The sequence below is a fragment of the Xanthomonas sp. LMG 8993 genome, assembly GCF_009835065.2.
In the GTDB taxonomy this organism is placed as follows: domain Bacteria; phylum Pseudomonadota; class Gammaproteobacteria; order Xanthomonadales; family Xanthomonadaceae; genus Xanthomonas; species Xanthomonas arboricola.
In genome coordinates, this window is the sequence record NZ_QVIF02000006.1 from 104,004 (window position 1) to 122,917 (window position 18,914).

Below are 18,914 nucleotides of genomic sequence, written 5' to 3' on the forward strand. Positions count from 1 at the left end.
CGGATGTCGTCGTCGATCGATCGCCCGCGCACGGCAGGCATGCCGTGCAGCGCGCAAGGCACGCTTCAACCGACCACGACCTCACTGATCTGCATGACCGGCGCAAGATCGGTGTAGTTGGCGATATCGGCGAGAATCTCCTCGGCGTGCGGCCCGAAGCTAGCGCCGAAGGCCTCCACCGACTCGCAGAAGATATGGCACATGCCGATGAAGGCCGGGGGGCTGCCCGGCTCGCCGCCGCTGATGCCCTTGTCCACCGTGTAGCGCAGGCAGGCCGCGCCCATCCGCGCGCTCACCAGCGGCATGTGCGAGTCGCGGTAGTAGGCATGGTCGAAGCGGGCGCCTTCGCGGTAGGGGTACATCACGCTGACCTTGATCATCTGCCGGCTCCACTGGAAGGTGCGCGCAGCATAGCGCTGCGCCGCCCTTGCCGGGCGCCGCCGCAACGCGGCGCGGCCATGCCGCAGTGTCCGGCCTTCTCATTCACGGGCAACGCCCCGTCTTCGTCTTGTCTGGAGTCGTCACCATGAACTTTCTCTCCACCCGTGGCCGCGCGCCCGCCGCAAGCCTGAGCCAGGCGATTGCCGCCGGCCTGGCGCCCGATGGCGGCCTGTACGTGCCGCAGACCCTGCCACCGGCACGCACGCTGACGGCCGGCACCACCTTGGCCGACACCGCCGCCACGTTGCTGCAGCCGTTCTTCGACGGCGATGCGCTGGCGGCCGAGCTGCCGGCCATCTGTGCCGAAGCGTTCGACTTCCCGGCGCCGCTGGTGGCCCTGGGCACGCCCGGCGATTACGCGCTGGAGCTGTTCCATGGCCCGACCGCCGCGTTCAAGGATTTCGGCGCACGCTTTCTTGCCGCCTGCCTGACCCGCCTGCGCCGTGCCGAAGACCGCCCGCTCACCATCCTGGTTGCCACCTCCGGCGACACCGGCGCTGCGGTGGCCGCGGCATTCCACCGCCAGCCGGGTCTGCGCGTGGTGGTGCTGTATCCGGACGGGCGCGTGTCGCCGCGCCAGGCGCATCAGCTGGGCTGCTTCGGCGACAACATCCACGCCCTGCGCGTGGCCGGCTCGTTCGACGATTGCCAGGCGATGATCAAGCAGGCCTTGAACGATGCCGACCTACAGGCGCAGCTGCCGCTGAGTTCGGCCAACAGCATCAGCCTGGGCCGCTTGCTGCCGCAGATGAGCTATTACGCGCACGCCGCCCTGCAGCACCATGCCGGGGCGGGGGCGGCGCTGAATCTGGTGGTGCCCACCGGCAATCTGGGCAACGGGCTGGCGGCGATCCTGGCGCGCGCGCTCGGTGTGCCGCTGGGCCGTATCGCGTTGGCGTCCAATGCCAATCATGTGTTGCCGGATTATTTTGCCGGCGACGATTACGCGCCGCAGCCCAGCATCGCCACGCTGGCCAATGCGATGGACGTGGGTGCGCCGAGCAACTTCGAACGGCTGCGCTGGCTCTACCAGGGCGACGATGCGGCGCTGCGCGAGGCCTTCCGTGCGCTCTCGGTGGACGATGCCGCGATCCGCCACACCGTGCAGCAGCGCTTTGCACGCTATGGCGAAGTGCATTGCCCGCATACCGCCACCGCCGTGCATGTGCTGGAGCAGCTGCGCGCAGAAGGGGCCGAGGGCGGCACCGGCGAATGGGCGGTGGCGGCCACCGCACATCCGGCCAAGTTCGAGGGCGTGGTCGAGCCGCTGATCGGGCGTGAGGTGGAGGTGCCGACGGCACTGGCCGCGCTGCTGCAGCGTCCTGCGCATGCCGAAACGCTGGCGCCGGACTACGCGGCGTTCCGGCAGCGCCTGCTTGCGGATGCGGCCTGACCGAACGCGTTCAGCCTGCCGGGGTTGGAAAGTGCCGCACATGCGGCTATTTGTAGGGGGTGCGGTTCCGCCATGGCGCCGCGTCCGATGTGGGTCGTTGCATGTCTTATCGAGTGATCGCCGTTGCCGCCGCGTTGTGCGGTTGGTCAGCGGCTGGAACGGCCAGTGCGGCCGATGCCATCTCCGCCGCACCGTTGCCGGGGCTGGGCGCACCGCGTATCGGTCTGGTCGAAGCACTGGCGCGGCAGGCGCCGTCGCTGGATCGCCAGGTGCTGGCCCTGGCGGCCGAGGCGCTGCAATGCGCGCGGCAGCGCCAGCAGGTGGGCGCCGAACGCGTGCTCAGCGTCATCGACTACAGCCGGCCGTCGACCGAGCGCCGGCTGTGGGTGTTCGATCTGGAGCGGCAGCGGCTGCTGTTCCAGGAATGGGTGGCGCACGGGCGTAATACCGGCAACAACCTGGCGGCCAAGTTTTCCAACGACGACGGCAGTTTCCAGTCCAGCCTGGGCGCGTTCACCGCGCAGGAGTCGTACACCGGCCACAACGGCTATTCGTTACGGCTGAAGGGCCTGGAGCCCGGGTTCAACGACCATGCGCGCGACCGCGCGATCGTGATCCACGGCGCGCCCTATGTCAGCGAGGCGGTGATCCGCACGCAGGGCCGGCTTGGCCGCAGCCTGGGCTGCCCGGCGGTGCGTCCGGCGGTGGCCCGACAGTTGATCGATACCTTGCGTGAGGGCGCCTTCGTATTCGCCTACTACCCGGACCGGGCCTGGCTGCGGCAATCGCGGTTGCTGGGCGGCGGCTGCGGCGCGTCGGTGGCGAGCGCGAATCTGGGCGGTCGCTGAGTCGTTGTAGGCGGCGCGGGCGGTGACGATCGCGCGAGCGGCCTGGAGTGCCGGCATCGCGTTCGAATCTGCGGGTCAGTCACGCGCGGCGATGCTTGCTGTCTGCGCGACGCGCAAAGCAAAGCTTGGTCGATGGCCTGGTGCGGACGGGCGCGCAAACATCCGAAATTGTTGATGCCAACATCCGCACCACTTGCGCCTATGGGTGCGTGCGCTCGCTGGTTACATCGGTCCTGTTGGCCGTCGCGTCTCAGACGGTATCGCCCGCCAGGCTGCGCAGCGCCGCGTAATCCAGGATCTGCACCAGATGCAATTGCGGCAGCGCGATCAGCTGCTGTTGCCGCAGCTTGGTGAAGGTGCGGCTCACCGTTTCCACGGTCAGCCCGAGGTGGTCGGCGATATCGCTGCGGCTCATCGGCAGGGCGACGGTGTCGCCGCTGGCGCCGGGCTGGGTGGAGCGGGCGGCCAGTCGCAGCAGGAAGTGCGCCAGCCGTTCGCCCGGTTGCAGGCGCGCCAGCAGCAGGCCGGTGTCCTGCGCGGCGGCCAGCTCCATGCTGGCACGCTGCAGCAGCTTGCGTTCCAGCTGCGGGTAGCGCTCGCGCAACTGGCGCATCTGTGCCAGCGGCGTGCGGCAGACCCGGCTGTCGATGATGGCTTCGATATCGTGGCGGTGCTGCGGGGTTTCGGTCAGCCCCACGTAATCGCCCGGCAGCACGAAGCCGGTGACCTGGCGGCGGCCGTCGGCCAGCGTGCGCACCATGCGCAGCGCACCGGAGGTCAGCGTATAGACGTGGTGGCGGGTGTCACCGGCGCGCACCAGGGTGCTGCCGGGCGCGTACGACTGGGCGCTGGTGGCCTGGTCGAGTGCGTCCATTTCCTGCGGCGACAGCGCCGCGCAGATGGCCCGGCCGCGGACCGCACACTGTGCGCAGTCGGAGCCGCGCGCATCGGTGCGCGTGGCCGCGCCGGGCGCCGGGCAGGTCGTGCTGGGGTCTGGAAGCTGCCGGTACATGAGTCACGCACTGCTGGAATGCGTGTGAATGATACGCCATGCGGTCAGCGCGGCCGGCAGCCGGTAGAATTGCGCGTTCGCCACATTGCCCTGCAGGAGTTTCGCTCGTGATCAAGCCCCGTACGCCGCCCGGCATCATGGAATTGCTGCCGCGCGAGCAGATCGCGTTCCAGCGCATGCTGGACGTCATCCGCCGCAACTACGAGCGGTTCGGGTTCCTGCCGGTCGAAACCCCGGTGTTCGAGCTGTCCGATGTGTTGCTGACCAAGTCCGGCGGCGAGACCGAGCGCCAGGTCTACTTCGTGCAGTCCACCGGCGCGCTGGCCAATGCCGCCGCGGCGGCAGACGAGGGCGGCGAGGGCGGCCTGCCGGAGCTGGCACTGCGTTTCGACCTGACCGTGCCGCTGGCCCGCTACGTGGCCGAGCACGAGCACGACTTGAGCTTCCCGTTCCGCCGCTACCAGATGCAGCGCGTGTATCGCGGCGAGCGTGCCCAGCGCGGGCGGTTCCGCGAGTTCTACCAGTGCGACATCGACGTGATCGGCAAGGATGCGTTGAGCATCCGCTACGACGCCGAAGTGCTGGCGGTGATCCACGCGGTGTTCGCCGAGCTGGGCATCGGCGCGTTCAAGGTGCAGTTGAACAACCGCAAGCTGTTGCGCGGCTTCTTCGAAAGCCTGGGCGTGGCCGAGGGCGAGCTGCAGCTGGCGGTGTTGCGCGAGGTCGACAAGATCGACAAGCGCGGCGCCGATTACGTGCGCGACACGCTGGTGGGCGAAGGCTTCGGCATCGCCGCCGCGCAGGTCGACAAGATCCTGGCCTTCGTGGCGGTGCGCTCGAACGGGCATGCCGATGCGCTGGCACAGCTGCAGGCGCTGGAGGCCTCGGTCGCTGCGAGCGCGACGCTGGGCGAGGGCATTGCCGAGCTGCGCGAGGTGCTGGAACTGGTCAAGGCGCTGGGCGTGCCCGAGAGCGCGTACTGCCTGAACTTCTCGATCGCGCGCGGGCTGGACTACTACACCGGCACCGTCTACGAGACCACGCTGACCGACCACCCGCAGATCGGCTCGATCTGCTCGGGCGGCCGTTACGAAAGCCTGGCCAGCCACTACACCAAGTCCAAGTTGCCCGGCGTGGGCATCTCGATCGGCCTGACCCGGCTGTTCTGGCAGCTGCGCGAGGCCGGCCTGATCCAGGGCATCGCCGAGAGCAGCGTGCACGCGATGGTCGCGCTGATGGACGAGTCGCGCCTGGACGACGCGCTGGATATCGCGCGCCGGCTGCGCATCGGCGGCATCAATACCGAAGTGCAGATGGAGCCGAAGAAGATCGGCAAGCAGTTCCAGTACGCCGCACGCGCGGGCATCCGCTTCGTGGTGCTGGCCGGCGACGACGAGCTGGCGCGCGGGGTGGTGGCGGTCAAGGACCTGGTGCGCGAGCAGCAGTTCGATGTGGCCCGCGACGAGCTAGCCAGCACCTTGCTGGTGGAGCTGGAGCAGGCCAGGGCGATGCTGGTGGCTGGTAACGTCAACGGCGATTGACGCCTCCGAAAGCAGCGCGATGGCGTCGCCAGGGTGGTAAAGATGGGTAGCGGCGCTCACCCCTGCCAAAGCATGCACAGGCCCACTGGCACCTCGGTGTCGGTGGGTTTGTCGTTTCTGGTCCGCCGCCACGGTCCGGGACTTCTCTGAACGCTTCGCCCATCGGGCTTGTCTCAGGGTCTGCCTTTGCGTTAATGTGCTAACACGCTATTACATTAACGCAATGAAACAACGACCTGCCCCCCGCGAAAGTGCCGATGCCGCCGCCTCCCTCAAGATGCTGGCCGATGCGCTGGCGTGCCTGAAGGAACCCGGCGCGGTCGAGGCCTTTCTGCGCGACCTGTGCACGCCCGCCGAGCTGGAGGCCATGTCCGACCGCTGGCGGGTGGTGCCCTTGTTGATCAAGGGCGTGCCGTATCGCGAAATCCACGAGCTGACCCAGGTCAGCGTGACCACCATCGGGCGCGTTGCGCGCACCCTGGAACATGGCGCCGGCGGCTATGCCGAGGCCCTGCGCGAGCAATCGTCGCGCCCTGTCAAATCCCACTGAGAGAACAAGATGAGTGCTTCCACGGCAGCACCGGCACGTGACCGGTTGCGTATCGCCATCCAGAAGAGCGGCCGCCTGGCCGAACCGGCGCGCAGCCTGCTGGCGGCCTGCGGGCTGAGCTGGCGGCAGAGCCGCGACAAGCTGTTCTGCTACGGCGAATCGCTGCCGGTGGACCTGCTGCTGGTGCGCGATGACGACATCCCCGGCCTGATCGCCGATGGCGTCTGCGATCTGGGCATCGTCGGCCAGAACGAACTCGAAGAGCAGGCATCCGAGCGACGCCGCAACGGCCTGCCGGCCGCGTATCACGCGGTGCGCGGAGTCGGTTTCGGCCAGTGCCGGTTGATGCTCGCGGTGCCGGAAGAGTGGGACTGGCAGGGCGTGGCGCAACTGGCCGGCAAGCGCATCGCCACCAGCTACCCGTCAATCCTGGCCGACTGGCTGGAGCGCCAGGGCATCGACGCGGCGGTGGTGGAGCTGTCCGGCTCGGTGGAGATCGCCCCGCGCCTGGGCACCGCCGATCTGATTTGCGATCTGGTTTCCAGCGGCGCCACCCTGGCCGCCAACCAGCTCAAGCCGGTCGAGCTGGTGATGGAGAGCGAAGCAGTGCTGGCCGGTGCGGTGCGCGAGCCGGCCGACGCACGCGCCGCGCTGCTGGCGATGCTGTTGCGGCGCATGGACGGTGTGCTCAAGCTGCGCGACAGCAAGCTGCTGATGTTCCGCGCTGAACACGGCAACGTGGATGCGCTGCGCCGTCTGCTGCCCGATGCCGAGCCGCTGGTGCAACTGCCCGACGATGGCAACGGCGCGTTGCGCCTGCAGACCATGTGTCATGGCGCGGTGACCTGGCAACGCTTGGAAGAACTCGAACGCGCAGGTGCGCAAGGTCTGATGGTGTTGACGGTGGAGCGCTCGCTGGCATGAATATTCTCGATTGGTCGCAACTGGATGCCGCTGCGCGGACGCAGGCATTGACCCGCCCGGTGCAGACCGTGGCCACGCAGACGCGCGACGCGGTGGCTGCATTGATTGCCGATGTGCGCACACGCGGCGATGCCGCCTTGCGCGAGATCACCGCGCGTTTCGATGGCGTGGCGCTGGACAGCTTTGCCGTGAGCGAGGCCGAATTCGCTGCCGCCGAAGCGGCGGTGGCGCCGGAACTGCGTCAGGCCATGCAGGATGCGGTGGCGCGCATCGACACCTTCCACCGCGCCGGCATGAGCGACGGCTATGCGGTGGAAACCGCGCCGGGCGTGGTGTGCGAAAAGATCGTGCGGCCGATCGGCCGGGTCGGCCTGTACGTGCCGGCCGGCAGTGCGCCGTTGCCGTCGACTGCGCTGATGCTGGGCGTGCCGGCACGTCTGGCCGGATGCCGCGAGGTGGTGTTGTGCACGCCGCCACGCAAGGACGGCAGCGTGGACCCGGCGGTACTGGTCGCCGCGCAGCTGACCGGCGTGCGCCGGGTGTTCAAGCTCGGCGGTGCGCAGGCGATTGCGGCAATGGCGTATGGCAGCGAATCGGTTCCGAGTTGCGACAAGCTGTTCGGCCCGGGCAACAGCTTCGTCACCGAGGCCAAGCAGCAGGTGGCGCAGTCCGGCGCGGCGGCCATCGACATGCCGGCCGGTCCGTCCGAAGTGCTGGTGATCGCTGATGCCGGTGCGCAGCCGGCCTTCGTTGCCGCCGATCTGCTGTCGCAGGCCGAACACGGCCCGGATTCGCAGGTGCTGCTGTTGTCCGACAGCGATGCGCTGATCGCGGCGGTGCAAGTGGAACTGGACACCCAGTCGGCGCAACTGTCGCGCGCCGGGATCGCACGCCAGGCGCTGGCGCAATCGCGCCTGATCAAGGTGCAGACCCTGGACGAGGCGTTTGCGATCAGCAACCGCTATGCACCTGAGCATTTGATTCTCGCGTTGCGCGAGCCGCGTGCGTGGCTGAGCCAGGTCGAAGCGGCTGGCTCGGTGTTTCTCGGCGATTACACGCCCGAAGCGTTGGGCGATTACTGCAGCGGCACCAACCATGTGTTGCCGACCAGCGGCGCGGCGCGCGCCTACAGCGGCGTGAGCGTGGCCAGCTTCCAGAACATGGTCAGCGTGCAGGCCGCCAGCAAGGCCGGCATCGACGGCATCGGCGCATGCGCGCTGATTCTGGCGCGCGCCGAAGGCCTGGATGCGCACGCCAATGCAGTGGCATTGCGCATGGGAGTGGCAGCATGAGCACGTCTTCGATTCTGGAACTGGTGCGCGAGGACCTGCGTGCGTTCGCCGGCTATTCGTCGGCACGCACCAGCGCTTTGCAGGGCGATGTGTGGCTCAACGCCAACGAGTCGGCCTGGGGCAATCCGGCCGACCCCGGCGCAAGCACGCGGCGGTATCCGGATCCGCAACCCAAGGGCTTGCGCAGTGCACTGGCGGCGCTGTACGGCTGCACGCCCGAGCAGCTGTTGATCGGCCGCGGCAGCGACGAGGCGATCGATCTGCTGGTGCGCGGCCTGTGCGCCCCCGGGCGCGATGCGGTGGTGGTGACGCCGCCGGTGTTCGGCATGTACGCAGTGTGCGCACGCCTGCAGAACGCACCCCTGGTCGAGGTGCCGCTGGTGGACGGGCCTGCGGGTTTCCACGCGGATATCCCGGCGATCGTCGCGGCAGCGCTGGCCTCGCAGGCCAAGCTGGTGTTCCTGTGTTCGCCGTCCAACCCGGCGGGCTCGGCGATTGCCCTGGACGCGATCGAAACCGCCGTGCAGGCCCTGCAGGGCAAAGCGCTGGTGGTGGTCGACGAGGCCTACGGCGAATTCTCCGATGTGCCATCGGCTGTGAGCCTGCTTGCGCGCTACGACAATCTGGCGGTGTTGCGCACGCTGTCCAAGGCGCATGCGCTGGCAGCGGCGCGCATCGGCAGCCTGATCGCCAACGCCGAGCTGATCGCCCTGCTGCGGCGCTGCCAGGCGCCGTACCCGGTGCCGACGCCGTGCGCGGCAATGGCCGAGCAGGCCTTGTCGGCGCCTGCGCTGGAGGTCACGCGTCGGCGCATCGCCGAGGTGCGCAGCGAGCGCACGCGCGTGCACCAGGCGCTCGAGCAGCTTGCCGGTGTGCGTCAGGTGTATCCCTCGCAGGGCAACTTCCTGCTGGTGCGCTTCGACGATGCCGAGGCGGCATTCCAGGCGCTGCTGGAGGCCGGTGTGGTGGTACGCGACCAACGCGCGGTTGCGCAGCTGTCCGACGCGCTGCGCATCACCCTGGGCACGCCCGAACAGAACGAGCGCGTGCTGAGCGCGCTGCAACGCAAGCAGGAGGCCGCCGCATGACCCCGATTCTTTTCGTCGACCGCGACGGCACGCTGATCACCGAGCCGGCCGATTACCAGATCGACGCCTACGAAAAACTGCGCCTGGTCGACAACGTGATTCCGGCGATGCTCAAGTTGCGCGATGCCGGCTATCAGTTCGTCATCGTCAGCAACCAGGACGGGCTGGGCAGCGACAGCTATCCGCGCGCGTCCTTCGATGGCCCCAACAACCTGATGCTGCAGATCTTCGCCAGCCAGGGCATCGTGTTCCGCGAGGTGTTGATCGACTGCAGCTGGCCGGCCGACAACGCGCCCACACGCAAACCCGGCGTCGGCCTGATGGTGCCTTACCTGCAGGACCGCACGATCGACTGGGCACGCTCGGCAATGGTGGGCGACCGCATCACCGACATCCAGTTCGCGCAGAACCTCAATATCCGTGGCTTCCAGTTGCGCACCGACGAGTTCGGTGGCGAGTGGGACTGGCCCGGCATCGCGCACGAGCTGGCCGATGCGCCAAGGCGTGCGGTGGTTCAACGCAACACCAAGGAAACAAAGATCCGCGTCGAACTGGATCTGGACCGCGTGGCCGAGCCGAAGACCGCCACCGGCCTGCCGTTCTTCGATCACATGCTGGAACAGATCGGCAAGCACGGCGGTTTTGCGCTGGACATCCGCGCTGAAGGCGACCTGCACATCGACGAGCACCACACCATCGAAGACACCGGTCTGGCGCTGGGCCAAGCCTTGCGCGAAGCGCTGGGCGACAAGCGCGGCATCGGCCGTTACGGCTTCGATCCCGACGACAGCCCGTGGCGCGTGGCCGGTGACACCGCGCAGCATGGCTTCACGCTGCCGATGGACGAAACCATCGCCAGTGCCGCGCTGGATTTCAGTGGCCGGCCGTACTTCGTGTTCGAAGGCGAGTTCAAACGCGAACGTGTGGGCGACATGCCGACCGAACTGGTGCCGCATTTCTTCCGTTCGATCTGCGATGCCTCCGGTTTGAACCTGCACCTAAGCGTGCGCGGCGAAAACGATCACCACAAGGTCGAAGCCTGCTTCAAGGCCCTGGCACGTGCGTTGCGCCAGGCGATCCGTCGCGAAGGCACCGCGTTGCCCACCACCAAGGGTGCGCTATGACCGATGTCGCGTTGATCGATGCCGGCGGCGCCAACCTGGGCTCGGTGCGCTACGCGCTGGAGCGGCTGGGCGTGGAAGCGCGGCTGGTACGCGATGCAGCCGGGTTGCAGGGCGCGCAGCGGGTGATCCTGCCTGGCGTCGGCGCTGCGCCCGAAGCGATGTCGCGCCTGCGCGCACAGGGCCTGGTCGAGCCGTTGCGACAACTGCAGGTGCCGCTGATCGGCATCTGCTTAGGGATGCAATTGCTGTTCGAACATTCCGAAGAAGGCGATGTCGATTGCCTAGGCTTGCTGCCGGGCATCGTGCGTCACATGACGCCGGCGCTCGGCATTCGCGTACCGCATATGGGTTGGAATCAGCTGGTGCCGATGCGCGCGTCCGCGCTGCTGGACGGCCTGCCGGAGCGTGCCAGTGCGTATTTCGTGCATGGTTATGCCGCGCCGGTGACGGCCGACACCGTGGCCGCCTGCGATCACGGCGGTCTGTTCACGGCGGTGGTGCAGCAAGGCCTGCGCTGCGGCGCGCAGTTCCACCCCGAGCGTTCGGCCGAAACCGGTGCACGCATCCTGCGCAATTTTCTTGAGATGAGCTTCCCATGAGTTTCACCGTTTACCCGGCCCTGGATATCCGCAACGGTCGCGTGGTGCGCCTGCTGCAAGGCGACTACGCACGCGAAACGCAGTACGGCGACGATGTGCTGCCGCGCGCGCAGGCGTTTGCCGATGCCGGCGCGCAGTGGATGCATCTGGTCGATCTGGATGCGGCAAAGGCCGGTGGTTACACGCTGGCCACCACACTGGGCGAGATCGCACGTGCCACCGGCTTGCGGGTGCAGACCGGTGGTGGCGTGCGCTCACGCGAGGACGTGGCGCGCATCCTCGATGCCGGCGCCGCACGCGTGGTGATCGGCTCGTTGGCGGTGCGCCAGGCCGACAGCGTTATCGAATGGCTGCAGGAATTTGGCGCCGATCGGTTGACCATCGCGCTGGACACGCGCCAGGACGCCGACGGCATATGGCAGTTGCCGGTGCACGGCTGGACCGAGCCCGCCGAGGCCACGCTGGATCAGTTGGCCGTACGTTACGCGCAGGCCGGCCTGCAGCATCTGCTTTGCACCGACATCGCGCGCGACGGCATGCTGTCCGGCCCGAACATGGATTTGTACGCGCACCTGCGCACGCTGGCGCCGCAGTTGCAGGTGCAGGTGTCCGGTGGTGCGCGCAACCTGGCCGATGTCGCGGCCGCCAAGGCTGCCGGCTGCGCCGGCATCGTGCTCGGCAAGGCCTTGCTGGAAGGGCATCTGGCGTTGAAGGAGGCACTGGCATGCTGAGCCGCCGTATCATTCCGTGCCTGGACGTGCGCGACGGGCGCGTGGTCAAGGGCGTCAAGTTCCGCGACCACATCGACATGGGCGACATCGTCGAACTGGCGCTGCGCTACCGCGAGCAGGGCGCAGACGAACTGGTGTTCTACGACATCGGTGCCAGCCCGGAAGGGCGCTCGGTCGACTACACCTGGGTCGAGCGGGTGGCGCGGCTGATCGATATCCCGTTCTGCGTAGCCGGCGGCATCGGCAATGTGGAAACCGCGCGCGCGGTGCTGCATGCCGGTGCCGACAAGATTTCGATCAACTCGCCGGCGCTTGGCAGGCCGCAGTTGATCTCCGAGCTGGCCGATGCCTTCGGCGTGCAATGCGTGGTGGTCGGTGTCGACTCGATTCGTGAGGACGATGGGCAGTGGAGGGTGCGTCGCTATACCGGCGACCCGAGCAAGACCCAGGCCTTGCCGATGCGCACGCTGGACTGGGTGGCCGAAGCGCAGCGCCTGGGTGCGGGCGAGATCGTGCTCAACTGCATGGACAACGACGGCGTGCGGCGCGGCTACGACATCGCGCAATTGCGTCAGGTGCGTGCACTTTGCAGCGTGCCGTTGATCGCCTCCGGCGGTGCTGGCGAGATGCAGCATTTTGCCAACGTGTTCGACCAGGCCGATGTCGATGGCGCGCTGGCGGCCAGCGTGTTTCACAGCGGCGCGATTCCGATCCCGGCACTCAAGCAATTTTTGCGCGCGCAACAGATCGAGGTACGTGATGGGCAGTAACGAGACGGCAGCGGGCGACGCGCTCGCCGCGCTGGACTGGAGCAAGGGCGAGGGCCTGTTGCCGGTGGTCGTGCAGGACGCCGACAACCTGCGCGTGCTGATGCTGGGCTACATGAACGCCGAAGCGCTGGCGGTGACGCAGCAGCGTGGCGAAGTGACCTTCTTCAGCCGCAGCAAGCAGCGCCTGTGGACCAAGGGCGAGAGCTCGGGCAACGTGTTGCGGGTGGTGTCGATCGAGACCGATTGCGATGCCGACACGCTGCTGGTACAGGCACGCCCGCACGGGCCGACCTGCCATCTGGGCCGCACCAGCTGTTTCCCGGGCGCGCCTGGCCAGTTCCTCGGCAGCCTGGACGCCTTGATCGCCAGGCGCGAGCAGGAGCGCCCGCATGGCAGCTACACCACCAAGCTGTTCGAACAGGGCATCCGCCGCATTGCGCAGAAGGTGGGCGAGGAGGGCGTGGAAACCGCCTTGGCCGGCGTGGTGCAGGGCGATGCCGAGTTGCTCGGCGAGTCTGCCGATCTGCTGTATCACCTAATCGTGCTGCTGCGTGCGCGCGGCCTGGGCCTGGGCGATGCGGTGGCGCTGCTGGAGTCGCGGCACAAGTAACGTAGTCATGTAGGAGCGCACCCGGGCGCGACGCGTTAGGGGTAAGGCCCGTCGCGCCCGGGTGCGCTCCTACGGGGCACGTGTCGGCGTGTCTTTGGCGCCGTGCGCCTGGCGAGGGCGGGTACAATTTCCGCTGATCTTCGCGCGGGAAAACGCATGCAGCTTCGCTTCGCTCTGTTGGCCCTGGGTGTGCTCGCGGGAAGCGCCTACGCGCGCGATGCCGTGGTCGATGGCACCGTCTACGAAGAACGCGACGGGCGTGCCGGGCGCAGCGCCGATGAGCCCGGCATTGCCGATGTAGCGGTCTCCAACGGCGAGCAACTGGTGCGTACCGATGCGCAAGGCCGCTATCGCCTGCCGGTGCGTGACGGGCAGACGGTGTTCGTGATCAAACCGGGCGAGCGCAGCTTCGTGCCAGCCGCCGACGGACTGCCGGGTTTCTGGCGTCACTACGCGCCCAAGGGCTCGGCCAAGCGCAAGTATCCAGGCATCGCCGCAACCGGGCGCAATACGCAGCACTGGGATTTTGCGCTGACCCCGCGCGCCAGTGCCGGCAAGGAAGGCTTCCAGATGCTGGTGTTTGCCGACAGCCAGACCGCCAGTCTGACCGACGTGGGCTACTACCAGCGCGATATCGTGGCACCGATCGTCGGCAAGACCTCGGCCAGGCTGGGCACCACGTTGGGCGATATCGTCAGCGACGATCTGAGCCTGTACCCGGCCCTGAACAAGGTGACCACCCAGCTCGGCGTGCCGTGGTTCCATGTGCCGGGCAATCACGATCTCAACGTCGACGCCGGCGACGATGCGCATTCGCTCGACAGCTGGCGTGCCGTCTACGGCCCGGACACCTATGCAGTGGAAGAGGCCAACGTCAGCTTCGTGTTCCTGGACGATGTGATCTATACGCCAGGCGGCAGACCGGCCTATGTAGGCGGCCTGCGCGAGGATCAGTTCGCGTTCCTGCAGGCCTATCTGGCGCAGCTGCCGCGCGAGCGGCTGCTGGTGCTGGGCATGCATATTCCGTTGTTCGACGCGGCGCCGGGGCAGGAGACCTTTCGGCATGCCGATCGTCGCCGCCTGTTCGCCTTGTTGAAGGATTTTCCGCATGTGCTGGTGCTCAGCGCACACAGCCATACCCAGCGACAGGTCGATCACGGCGCCGACGAAGGTTGGCAGGGCGCCCGCCCGCTGCACGAATACAACGTCGGCGCGGCCTGCGGGGCGTTCTGGTCCGGTGCCAAGGATGCCGACGGCATTCCCGACGCGACGATGAGCGACGGCACGCCGAACGGGTACGCGGTGCTGCAGGTCGCGCCCGGCGGCGACTACACGCTGGCCTATCACGTCGCGCGCTCGGTCGATGACGCGCAACTGCTGCTGCACGCGCCCAAGGTGCTGCGCCAGGGTGCGTATGCGGCCTGGGGCATCTACGCCAATGTCTTCATGGGCCAGGACAACACCCTCGTCGAGATGCGCATCGACAATGGCGCGTGGCAACCGATGAAGCGGGTGGAGCGTGCCGATCCGCGCCTGCTGGCCGAGAACGTGCGCGACGATGCGGCCGAGCAATTGCGCGGCTACGACCGCTCGCCCGAGGCCACGCCGTCCACGCATCTATGGCGTGGTGCGCTGCCGACCACGCTGGAAGTGGGCGAGCACACGGTGGATGTACGCGCATCGCTGCCGACCGGGCAGTACAGCGCACGCACGGTGTATCGCTTGCAGCGCGCCGATCCCTGACGGGGAGGCGTGCGTAGTGCTGGGGGTTCTGGTGTGGAGCCCGTCGCGCATCAATGCGCTCCTACGGTGATTGGTTGTTGGTTCGTTGACGCTTGAACCTTATCGCCGGAAACACAAACGCCTCCACGAGGGAGGCGTTTTGGGATCCGGGCTGGCAGGCGATGGCGCGCTGGCGGGATCGATGCTGGCTGGCGTGAGCTGGCTGGCAGGGCGAGTGTAGCGAGGCTGCGCAGGCGTTGACGAAATGAGAATTAGTCTCAGCGCGTGGCAATCTTCATGGCGTCGCGGGTGCCGGCACGGGCGACGGTTTGCGCGGGCTGGCCGGTGCGGCCGGCACCTTGACCTTGGTCGGGTTGTCCAGCGACCTGCTATCGGGATCGGCTTCCGGATCCTGGTCCTGCCCGGCATCCGGAGCGGTCTCCAGCGGCGGATACGGGTAGGCCACGGCCGGGCCTACCTGTAGTCCCGCACGCCAGCGTGCCAGCACCGGCGCGATGCGCTTGCCGAGTGATTGCTGCGGCAACGACGGCAGTTCGCCTTCCTGCTTCTCGCGCGCGGTGATCGCTGTCCTGGCCATATCGAACGCGGCCAGCGGGTCGTCGCTGCGGTTCATCGCATCGATCAGCCAGGCCTGGCCGAAGTAGGTTGCATTGGAGGTGTTGCCGCAGCCGAACGAGGGCCGGTCGGCGCGCGCGGCGGTGAGGATCAGCGTGTCCGGCGAACGCAGCGCCGGAATGAAGCCACCCGAGTAGCACGCCGACAGCACGATGATGCGATTGCCGATGCCGGCATCGTCCAATGCCTGGCGCAGATCCTGCGGGCTGATGAAGTCTTCCTCGTTCTGGTCCACCTGCACGTACAGCGTGTGGTCTTCGGTGCCATGGGTGGTGACGAACAGCAGCAGCGCGTCTTCCTTGCGATCCATGCGCTTGCCGATTGCGGCGAGCGTGTCGTACAGGTTGTCATAGGTTGCCAGCGGTGCGTACGGCTGCTCGCCCAGATTGTCGGGGTTGTTGACCAGCGTCACCACGCGGCCGCGCGCATCGAAGCGTTGTTCGAACAGTTGCCTGAGGTAGAGCGTCTCGTTGCGAAACACATCGTCGCTGGCATCGCCGGCGAAGCCGACCACATACAGGTCGGTCACCCCAGGACGCTGTGGCTGCAGCGCGTTCAATGCCTGCGCAAGCGCCGCCTGGTCGACCGGGTCGACCTCATCCTTGCCTGCCGCCGCCTGCTTGGGCAGTGCGGCACCGGCATCGGGGTGACAGCCGGCCATCAAGGCCACGATGAGGATCAACAAGGAGAGTCGCCGCAACAAGGCGTTCGGTCCGAAGGGGGAGTGCAGCGACATGACAAACGCCGAGGTCTGGGAGGACGGGTGGAGCGCCTGGGCGCAGTGATCGCAACGCAGGCCACGACGTTGCACAACGTCCATCGATCCGCTTCAAGCACATCTTGCAGAACACGTTGCCTGCAGCAGGCCTTGCCTGCCAAGTCTCGCCACTGCGCATCGTCGATGTCGGCTGACCCACGCCTGCAACCGCGCCGCGAGCGCGCCGTCAGGCAGGTGCGGACGGCGCGCTTGAACCTCAATACATCAGTAGCGCATGCAACGCCGAGTAACGACTGCGCTCACCCAAGGATGAGCGCAGCGGGCTTGCCGATCGCGCTTACAGCGCCAGCTCGGTGAAACTTTCCACGCGCTGGTGGCTGCCGATCTCGTCGGCCGAGCGTGGGGTGGGGTAGTCCTCAAGGCGGTCCAGCAGCGCGGTAGGCATGCCGGCACGCTTGGCGGCGTCCAGCTCTTCGATCACGTCCGACAGGAACAGGATCTCGCCCGGCGGCACGCCGATGCGTTCGGCGATGCGGCGGTAGCTGGCGCTCTCGCGCTTGGGGCCGACCTCGGTATCGAACCAGTCGCTGATCAGCCCGCTCAGGTCGCCGGCATCGCTATGGGCGAAGAACAACTTCTGCGCCGGCACCGAGCCGGACGAATACACGTACAGCGGAATGCCGGCCGCATGCCAGGCCTGCAGCTGGATCGCCGCATCGGCATAGATGTGCGCGGTGAAGTCGGCGGTCTTGTAGCCGTCGCTCCAGATCATCCCCTGCAGCGCCTTGAGTGCGGTGTGCTTGCGATCCTCGTCGATCCAGGTCTGCAGGGTGCTGACCAGGACTTCGTCCGGCACGTCCTCGCCGATCTCGTCGGCCACCTGGTTGAGCCAGTGCCGCACCTGCGGGTGACCGCCGTGCTCCTGCACGTAGGCCGGCATGGCGCGGCGCGCATACGGAAACAACACGTCCTTGACGAACGAGATGCTGCTGGTGGTGCCTTCGATATCGGTGAGGATCGCTTGCGGTCGTGTCATCGTCAGCTGGCCTTTGGAGGTTTCTCGGGGGCGTAGCGGGGGAATTGTTGGGCAATCTCGGTGCCGGTGAAGTGGCCTACCCAGCCATCAGGCTCGGTGAAGAAGCGGATCGCCACAAAGTGCGGCTCCGGCCCCATGTCGAACCAGTGCAGGGTGCTGTCAGGCACGGCGATCAGGTCGTCCTTCACGCATTCGATCTCGTAGACCTTGTTGTCCACGTGCAGCGTGAACTGGCCCGAGCCGGCGACGAAGAAGCGCACCTCGTCTTCCTTGTGGAAGTGCTCGTCCAGGAATTTGGCGCGCATTTCCTCGCGCTTGGGATTGTCAGGCGCGATGCTGACCACATCGACGGTCTTCAGCCCGCGCTCGGCGCTGAGCCGCTCGATATCCTCGCGGTAGGCCGCCATCACCTGCTCGGGTGATGCACCCGGCTCGATCGGCTGATTGGCCTTCCAGCGCTCGAAGGTCACGCCGATCTTGCTCAGCTCGGCGGCAATCTGCTCGCCGTCGCGGCTATCGAGCTGCGGCAGGTTGGGATCGGAATCGTTGTAGATGCGAAGTCGGCTCATGGCGATCTGGCTCACAAGGGAAGGGGGAGGTGGCGAGGACTCAGCGCGGGCCGCGCAGCTTCAGCAGTTCGAGTTCGCAATGCAGCAGGAATTCGAAGGCCTCCAGGTGACGGCGCGCCTCGGCCATGTTGCGGCCCCAGGCATACAGACCATGTCCTTCGATGAGATACCCCCACAGGCTCTGTTTGTCCAGCAGGGCCTCGACCTGCGCGGCCAGCACCTGCATGTCCTGCGTATTGGCGAACACCGGCACGTCCACTGCCGTTTCATGTGTGGTGTTGCCTTCGAAGGCTTTCAACAGCTCATAGCCCTCCAGCCGGATCATGCCGCTGCCGGCGTACAGTCGCGAGGCAATGGTCTGCACCGGCGAATGCGTGTGCAGCACGCAGCCGATCTCGGGGAAGCGGCGATACAGCTGGGTGTGCAGCAGCGTTTCCGCAGACGGGCGTAACGGACGGCCAACCGCCAGGCCATCGAAGTCCACCACCATGATGTCTTCTTCGACCAGGCGGCCCTTGTCGCGGCCGGACACGGTGATCGCCGCGTGCTGTTCGTCCAGGCGATGGGAGAAATTGCTGCTGGTGGCCGGCGTCCAGCCGGCCTGGGCCAGCTCGCGGATATTGCCGATCAGCAGGTGCGCTAGCTCGTGCAGACGCGCGGCGCTATAGGGCAGGGGGGCAGTGGTCGCATTCATGGACCTATTCTACTGCCCCGCCGGATTACGGTCAGGTGCAGCGCAGCAGGGTTTTGTTCCTGCCAGGCCCGTACCCAGATCGGCCTACTAAACGTGAGGAGCGCGCGCCTGGCAGAGGTCAAATGCCTAGCTGGTCGGGAGCGCGGTGCCCTCACCACTTGCGGGACACGCCGTGAATCCGTCCATGGAGGCTCCTTGGCGGCATCCATGCCGCCAAGGGTCCCGCAACCGGCGAGGGCACCGCACCAGGAAGCTGATCGGTGGTCGTATGAAAAGCCGCTTGTCGCCCCCGTGTCGCACCTCGAGCCGGCGCATCAGTGTCGAACAAAGCGCACTACGCACGGCGGTTACTGCTCTTCAACTGTGCACACCGATCATCCCGATTGGTCCTTGCCCGCCCACCGTCGCGGGACCTTACGCGGCATGGATGCCGCGTAAGAGCCTACAGGGACGTACTTGCGGCGTGTCCTGCGAGGGTGGGCGGGCAAGGACCCTGCAGCCAAGCCGCAGACCAGCACCCACCAACCAAGCTACAGATCAGCCCGCCCAGATCAGCCGCTCTGCGATAGACCGGCGCGCAGGCGTTCTATCGGCCGCTCTCAGCCCATGCGTGTGC

19 protein-coding genes are annotated in these 18,914 nt (G+C 67.1%); 13 read left to right on the forward strand and 6 right to left on the reverse strand.

Annotated features, from left to right (window positions below):
• Window positions 1–65 precede the first annotated feature (65 nt).
• The gene (locus DYQ94_RS12795) at window positions 66–380 is read right to left on the reverse strand and encodes an EthD family reductase (protein ID WP_065032272.1); all 315 of its coding nucleotides are present in this window, start codon (window positions 378–380) and stop codon (window positions 66–68) included.
• Between the two features lie 146 nt (window positions 381–526).
• On the opposite strand from DYQ94_RS12795, the gene thrC reads away from it, so the two are divergent.
• On the forward strand, window positions 527–1,834 hold the full coding sequence (gene thrC / locus DYQ94_RS12800) for a threonine synthase (protein ID WP_126966359.1): 1,308 nt from the start codon (window positions 527–529) through the stop codon (window positions 1,832–1,834).
• Window positions 1,835–1,935: 101 nt separating this feature from the next.
• Window positions 1,936–2,682 (forward strand): murein L,D-transpeptidase catalytic domain family protein, encoded by a 747-nt coding sequence (locus tag DYQ94_RS12805; protein ID WP_126966358.1) that lies wholly within the window; start codon window positions 1,936–1,938, stop codon window positions 2,680–2,682.
• Between the two features lie 250 nt (window positions 2,683–2,932).
• Here the strand turns inward: DYQ94_RS12805 and DYQ94_RS12810 are convergent, their stop codons facing one another.
• Window positions 2,933–3,556 carry a Crp/Fnr family transcriptional regulator gene (locus DYQ94_RS12810; protein ID WP_054592468.1) on the reverse strand — a complete coding sequence of 208 codons (624 nt, stop codon included), beginning with the start codon at window positions 3,554–3,556 and terminating at the stop codon, window positions 2,933–2,935.
• Between the two features lie 245 nt (window positions 3,557–3,801).
• Here DYQ94_RS12810 and hisS point away from each other — a divergent pair, with 245 nt between their 5' ends.
• The 11 genes from hisS (at window position 3,802) to DYQ94_RS12865 (ending at window position 14,666) form a co-directional block, all read left to right on the forward strand.
• Window positions 3,802–5,235: a histidine--tRNA ligase gene (hisS, locus tag DYQ94_RS12815; RefSeq protein ID WP_104595543.1), complete on the forward strand. Its 1,434-nt coding sequence runs from the start codon at window positions 3,802–3,804 to the stop codon at window positions 5,233–5,235.
• A 223-nt stretch (window positions 5,236–5,458) separates the two neighbouring features.
• Window positions 5,459–5,785: a YerC/YecD family TrpR-related protein gene (locus tag DYQ94_RS12820; protein ID WP_126966357.1), complete on the forward strand. Its 327-nt coding sequence runs from the start codon at window positions 5,459–5,461 to the stop codon at window positions 5,783–5,785.
• 9 nt (window positions 5,786–5,794) lie between these two features.
• The gene (hisG, locus tag DYQ94_RS12825) at window positions 5,795–6,709 is read left to right on the forward strand and encodes an ATP phosphoribosyltransferase (protein ID WP_024937748.1); all 915 of its coding nucleotides are present in this window, start codon (window positions 5,795–5,797) and stop codon (window positions 6,707–6,709) included.
• Complete coding sequence (hisD, locus tag DYQ94_RS12830; protein ID WP_126966356.1) at window positions 6,706–8,001, forward strand: histidinol dehydrogenase; 1,296 nt, start codon at window positions 6,706–6,708, stop codon at window positions 7,999–8,001. The genes hisG and hisD overlap by 4 nt, the downstream gene beginning before the upstream one ends.
• Window positions 7,998–9,089 carry a histidinol-phosphate transaminase gene (gene hisC / locus DYQ94_RS12835; RefSeq protein ID WP_126966355.1) on the forward strand — a complete coding sequence of 364 codons (1,092 nt, stop codon included), beginning with the start codon at window positions 7,998–8,000 and terminating at the stop codon, window positions 9,087–9,089. The genes hisD and hisC overlap by 4 nt, the downstream gene beginning before the upstream one ends.
• Complete coding sequence (gene hisB, locus DYQ94_RS12840; RefSeq protein ID WP_024937745.1) at window positions 9,086–10,213, forward strand: bifunctional histidinol-phosphatase/imidazoleglycerol-phosphate dehydratase HisB; 1,128 nt, start codon at window positions 9,086–9,088, stop codon at window positions 10,211–10,213. The genes hisC and hisB overlap by 4 nt, the downstream gene beginning before the upstream one ends.
• Window positions 10,210–10,812: an imidazole glycerol phosphate synthase subunit HisH gene (gene hisH, locus DYQ94_RS12845; protein ID WP_039521347.1), complete on the forward strand. Its 603-nt coding sequence runs from the start codon at window positions 10,210–10,212 to the stop codon at window positions 10,810–10,812. The genes hisB and hisH overlap by 4 nt, the downstream gene beginning before the upstream one ends.
• Entirely contained in the window at window positions 10,809–11,543 is a 735-nt protein-coding gene (hisA, locus tag DYQ94_RS12850) for a 1-(5-phosphoribosyl)-5-[(5-phosphoribosylamino)methylideneamino]imidazole-4-carboxamide isomerase (RefSeq protein WP_126966354.1), read from the forward strand. The genes hisH and hisA overlap by 4 nt, the downstream gene beginning before the upstream one ends.
• Complete coding sequence (gene hisF, locus DYQ94_RS12855) at window positions 11,537–12,313, forward strand: imidazole glycerol phosphate synthase subunit HisF (RefSeq protein WP_126966353.1); 777 nt, start codon at window positions 11,537–11,539, stop codon at window positions 12,311–12,313. The genes hisA and hisF overlap by 7 nt, the downstream gene beginning before the upstream one ends.
• On the forward strand, window positions 12,303–12,923 hold the full coding sequence (gene hisIE / locus DYQ94_RS12860; RefSeq protein WP_046342441.1) for a bifunctional phosphoribosyl-AMP cyclohydrolase/phosphoribosyl-ATP diphosphatase HisIE: 621 nt from the start codon (window positions 12,303–12,305) through the stop codon (window positions 12,921–12,923). Before hisF ends, hisIE begins: the two co-directional genes overlap by 11 nt.
• Window positions 12,924–13,079: 156 nt before the next feature.
• Entirely contained in the window at window positions 13,080–14,666 is a 1,587-nt protein-coding gene (locus DYQ94_RS12865; protein ID WP_126966352.1) for a calcineurin-like phosphoesterase C-terminal domain-containing protein, read from the forward strand.
• A gap of 274 nt (window positions 14,667–14,940) precedes the next feature.
• Here DYQ94_RS12865 and DYQ94_RS12870 read toward each other — a convergent pair whose 3' ends face one another.
• The 4 genes from DYQ94_RS12870 to DYQ94_RS12885 all read right to left on the reverse strand — a co-directional run bounded on the left by DYQ94_RS12870 (window position 14,941) and on the right by DYQ94_RS12885 (window position 18,298).
• Window positions 14,941–16,017: a C13 family peptidase gene (locus DYQ94_RS12870; RefSeq protein ID WP_126966351.1), complete on the reverse strand. Its 1,077-nt coding sequence runs from the start codon at window positions 16,015–16,017 to the stop codon at window positions 14,941–14,943.
• A gap of 319 nt (window positions 16,018–16,336) precedes the next feature.
• Complete coding sequence (gene mtnC / locus DYQ94_RS12875; protein WP_126966350.1) at window positions 16,337–17,035, reverse strand: acireductone synthase; 699 nt, start codon at window positions 17,033–17,035, stop codon at window positions 16,337–16,339.
• Between the two features lie 2 nt (window positions 17,036–17,037).
• The gene (locus DYQ94_RS12880) at window positions 17,038–17,604 is read right to left on the reverse strand and encodes a 1,2-dihydroxy-3-keto-5-methylthiopentene dioxygenase (protein ID WP_024937737.1); all 567 of its coding nucleotides are present in this window, start codon (window positions 17,602–17,604) and stop codon (window positions 17,038–17,040) included.
• Between the two features lie 40 nt (window positions 17,605–17,644).
• Entirely contained in the window at window positions 17,645–18,298 is a 654-nt protein-coding gene (locus tag DYQ94_RS12885) for a methylthioribulose 1-phosphate dehydratase (RefSeq protein WP_016904399.1), read from the reverse strand.
• Window positions 18,299–18,914: the final 616 nt, after the last annotated feature.

Coding starts and splice junctions, on each gene's coding strand:
- DYQ94_RS12795 (WP_065032272.1), bottom strand. CDS start 380: ATGATCAAGGTCAGCGTGATGTACCCCTACCGCGAAGGCGCCCGCTTC.
- thrC (WP_126966359.1), top strand. CDS start 527: ATGAACTTTCTCTCCACCCGTGGCCGCGCGCCCGCCGCAAGCCTGAGC.
- DYQ94_RS12805 (WP_126966358.1), top strand. CDS start 1,936: ATGTCTTATCGAGTGATCGCCGTTGCCGCCGCGTTGTGCGGTTGGTCA.
- DYQ94_RS12810 (WP_054592468.1), bottom strand. CDS start 3,556: ATGGACGCACTCGACCAGGCCACCAGCGCCCAGTCGTACGCGCCCGGC.
- DYQ94_RS12820 (WP_126966357.1), top strand. CDS start 5,459: ATGAAACAACGACCTGCCCCCCGCGAAAGTGCCGATGCCGCCGCCTCC.
- hisG (WP_024937748.1), top strand. CDS start 5,795: ATGAGTGCTTCCACGGCAGCACCGGCACGTGACCGGTTGCGTATCGCC.
- hisD (WP_126966356.1), top strand. CDS start 6,706: ATGAATATTCTCGATTGGTCGCAACTGGATGCCGCTGCGCGGACGCAG.
- hisC (WP_126966355.1), top strand. CDS start 7,998: ATGAGCACGTCTTCGATTCTGGAACTGGTGCGCGAGGACCTGCGTGCG.
- hisB (WP_024937745.1), top strand. CDS start 9,086: ATGACCCCGATTCTTTTCGTCGACCGCGACGGCACGCTGATCACCGAG.
- hisH (WP_039521347.1), top strand. CDS start 10,210: ATGACCGATGTCGCGTTGATCGATGCCGGCGGCGCCAACCTGGGCTCG.
- hisA (WP_126966354.1), top strand. CDS start 10,809: ATGAGTTTCACCGTTTACCCGGCCCTGGATATCCGCAACGGTCGCGTG.
- hisF (WP_126966353.1), top strand. CDS start 11,537: ATGCTGAGCCGCCGTATCATTCCGTGCCTGGACGTGCGCGACGGGCGC.
- hisIE (WP_046342441.1), top strand. CDS start 12,303: ATGGGCAGTAACGAGACGGCAGCGGGCGACGCGCTCGCCGCGCTGGAC.
- DYQ94_RS12865 (WP_126966352.1), top strand. CDS start 13,080: ATGCAGCTTCGCTTCGCTCTGTTGGCCCTGGGTGTGCTCGCGGGAAGC.
- DYQ94_RS12870 (WP_126966351.1), bottom strand. CDS start 16,017: ATGTCGCTGCACTCCCCCTTCGGACCGAACGCCTTGTTGCGGCGACTC.
- mtnC (WP_126966350.1), bottom strand. CDS start 17,035: ATGACACGACCGCAAGCGATCCTCACCGATATCGAAGGCACCACCAGC.
- DYQ94_RS12880 (WP_024937737.1), bottom strand. CDS start 17,604: ATGAGCCGACTTCGCATCTACAACGATTCCGATCCCAACCTGCCGCAG.
- DYQ94_RS12885 (WP_016904399.1), bottom strand. CDS start 18,298: ATGAATGCGACCACTGCCCCCCTGCCCTATAGCGCCGCGCGTCTGCAC.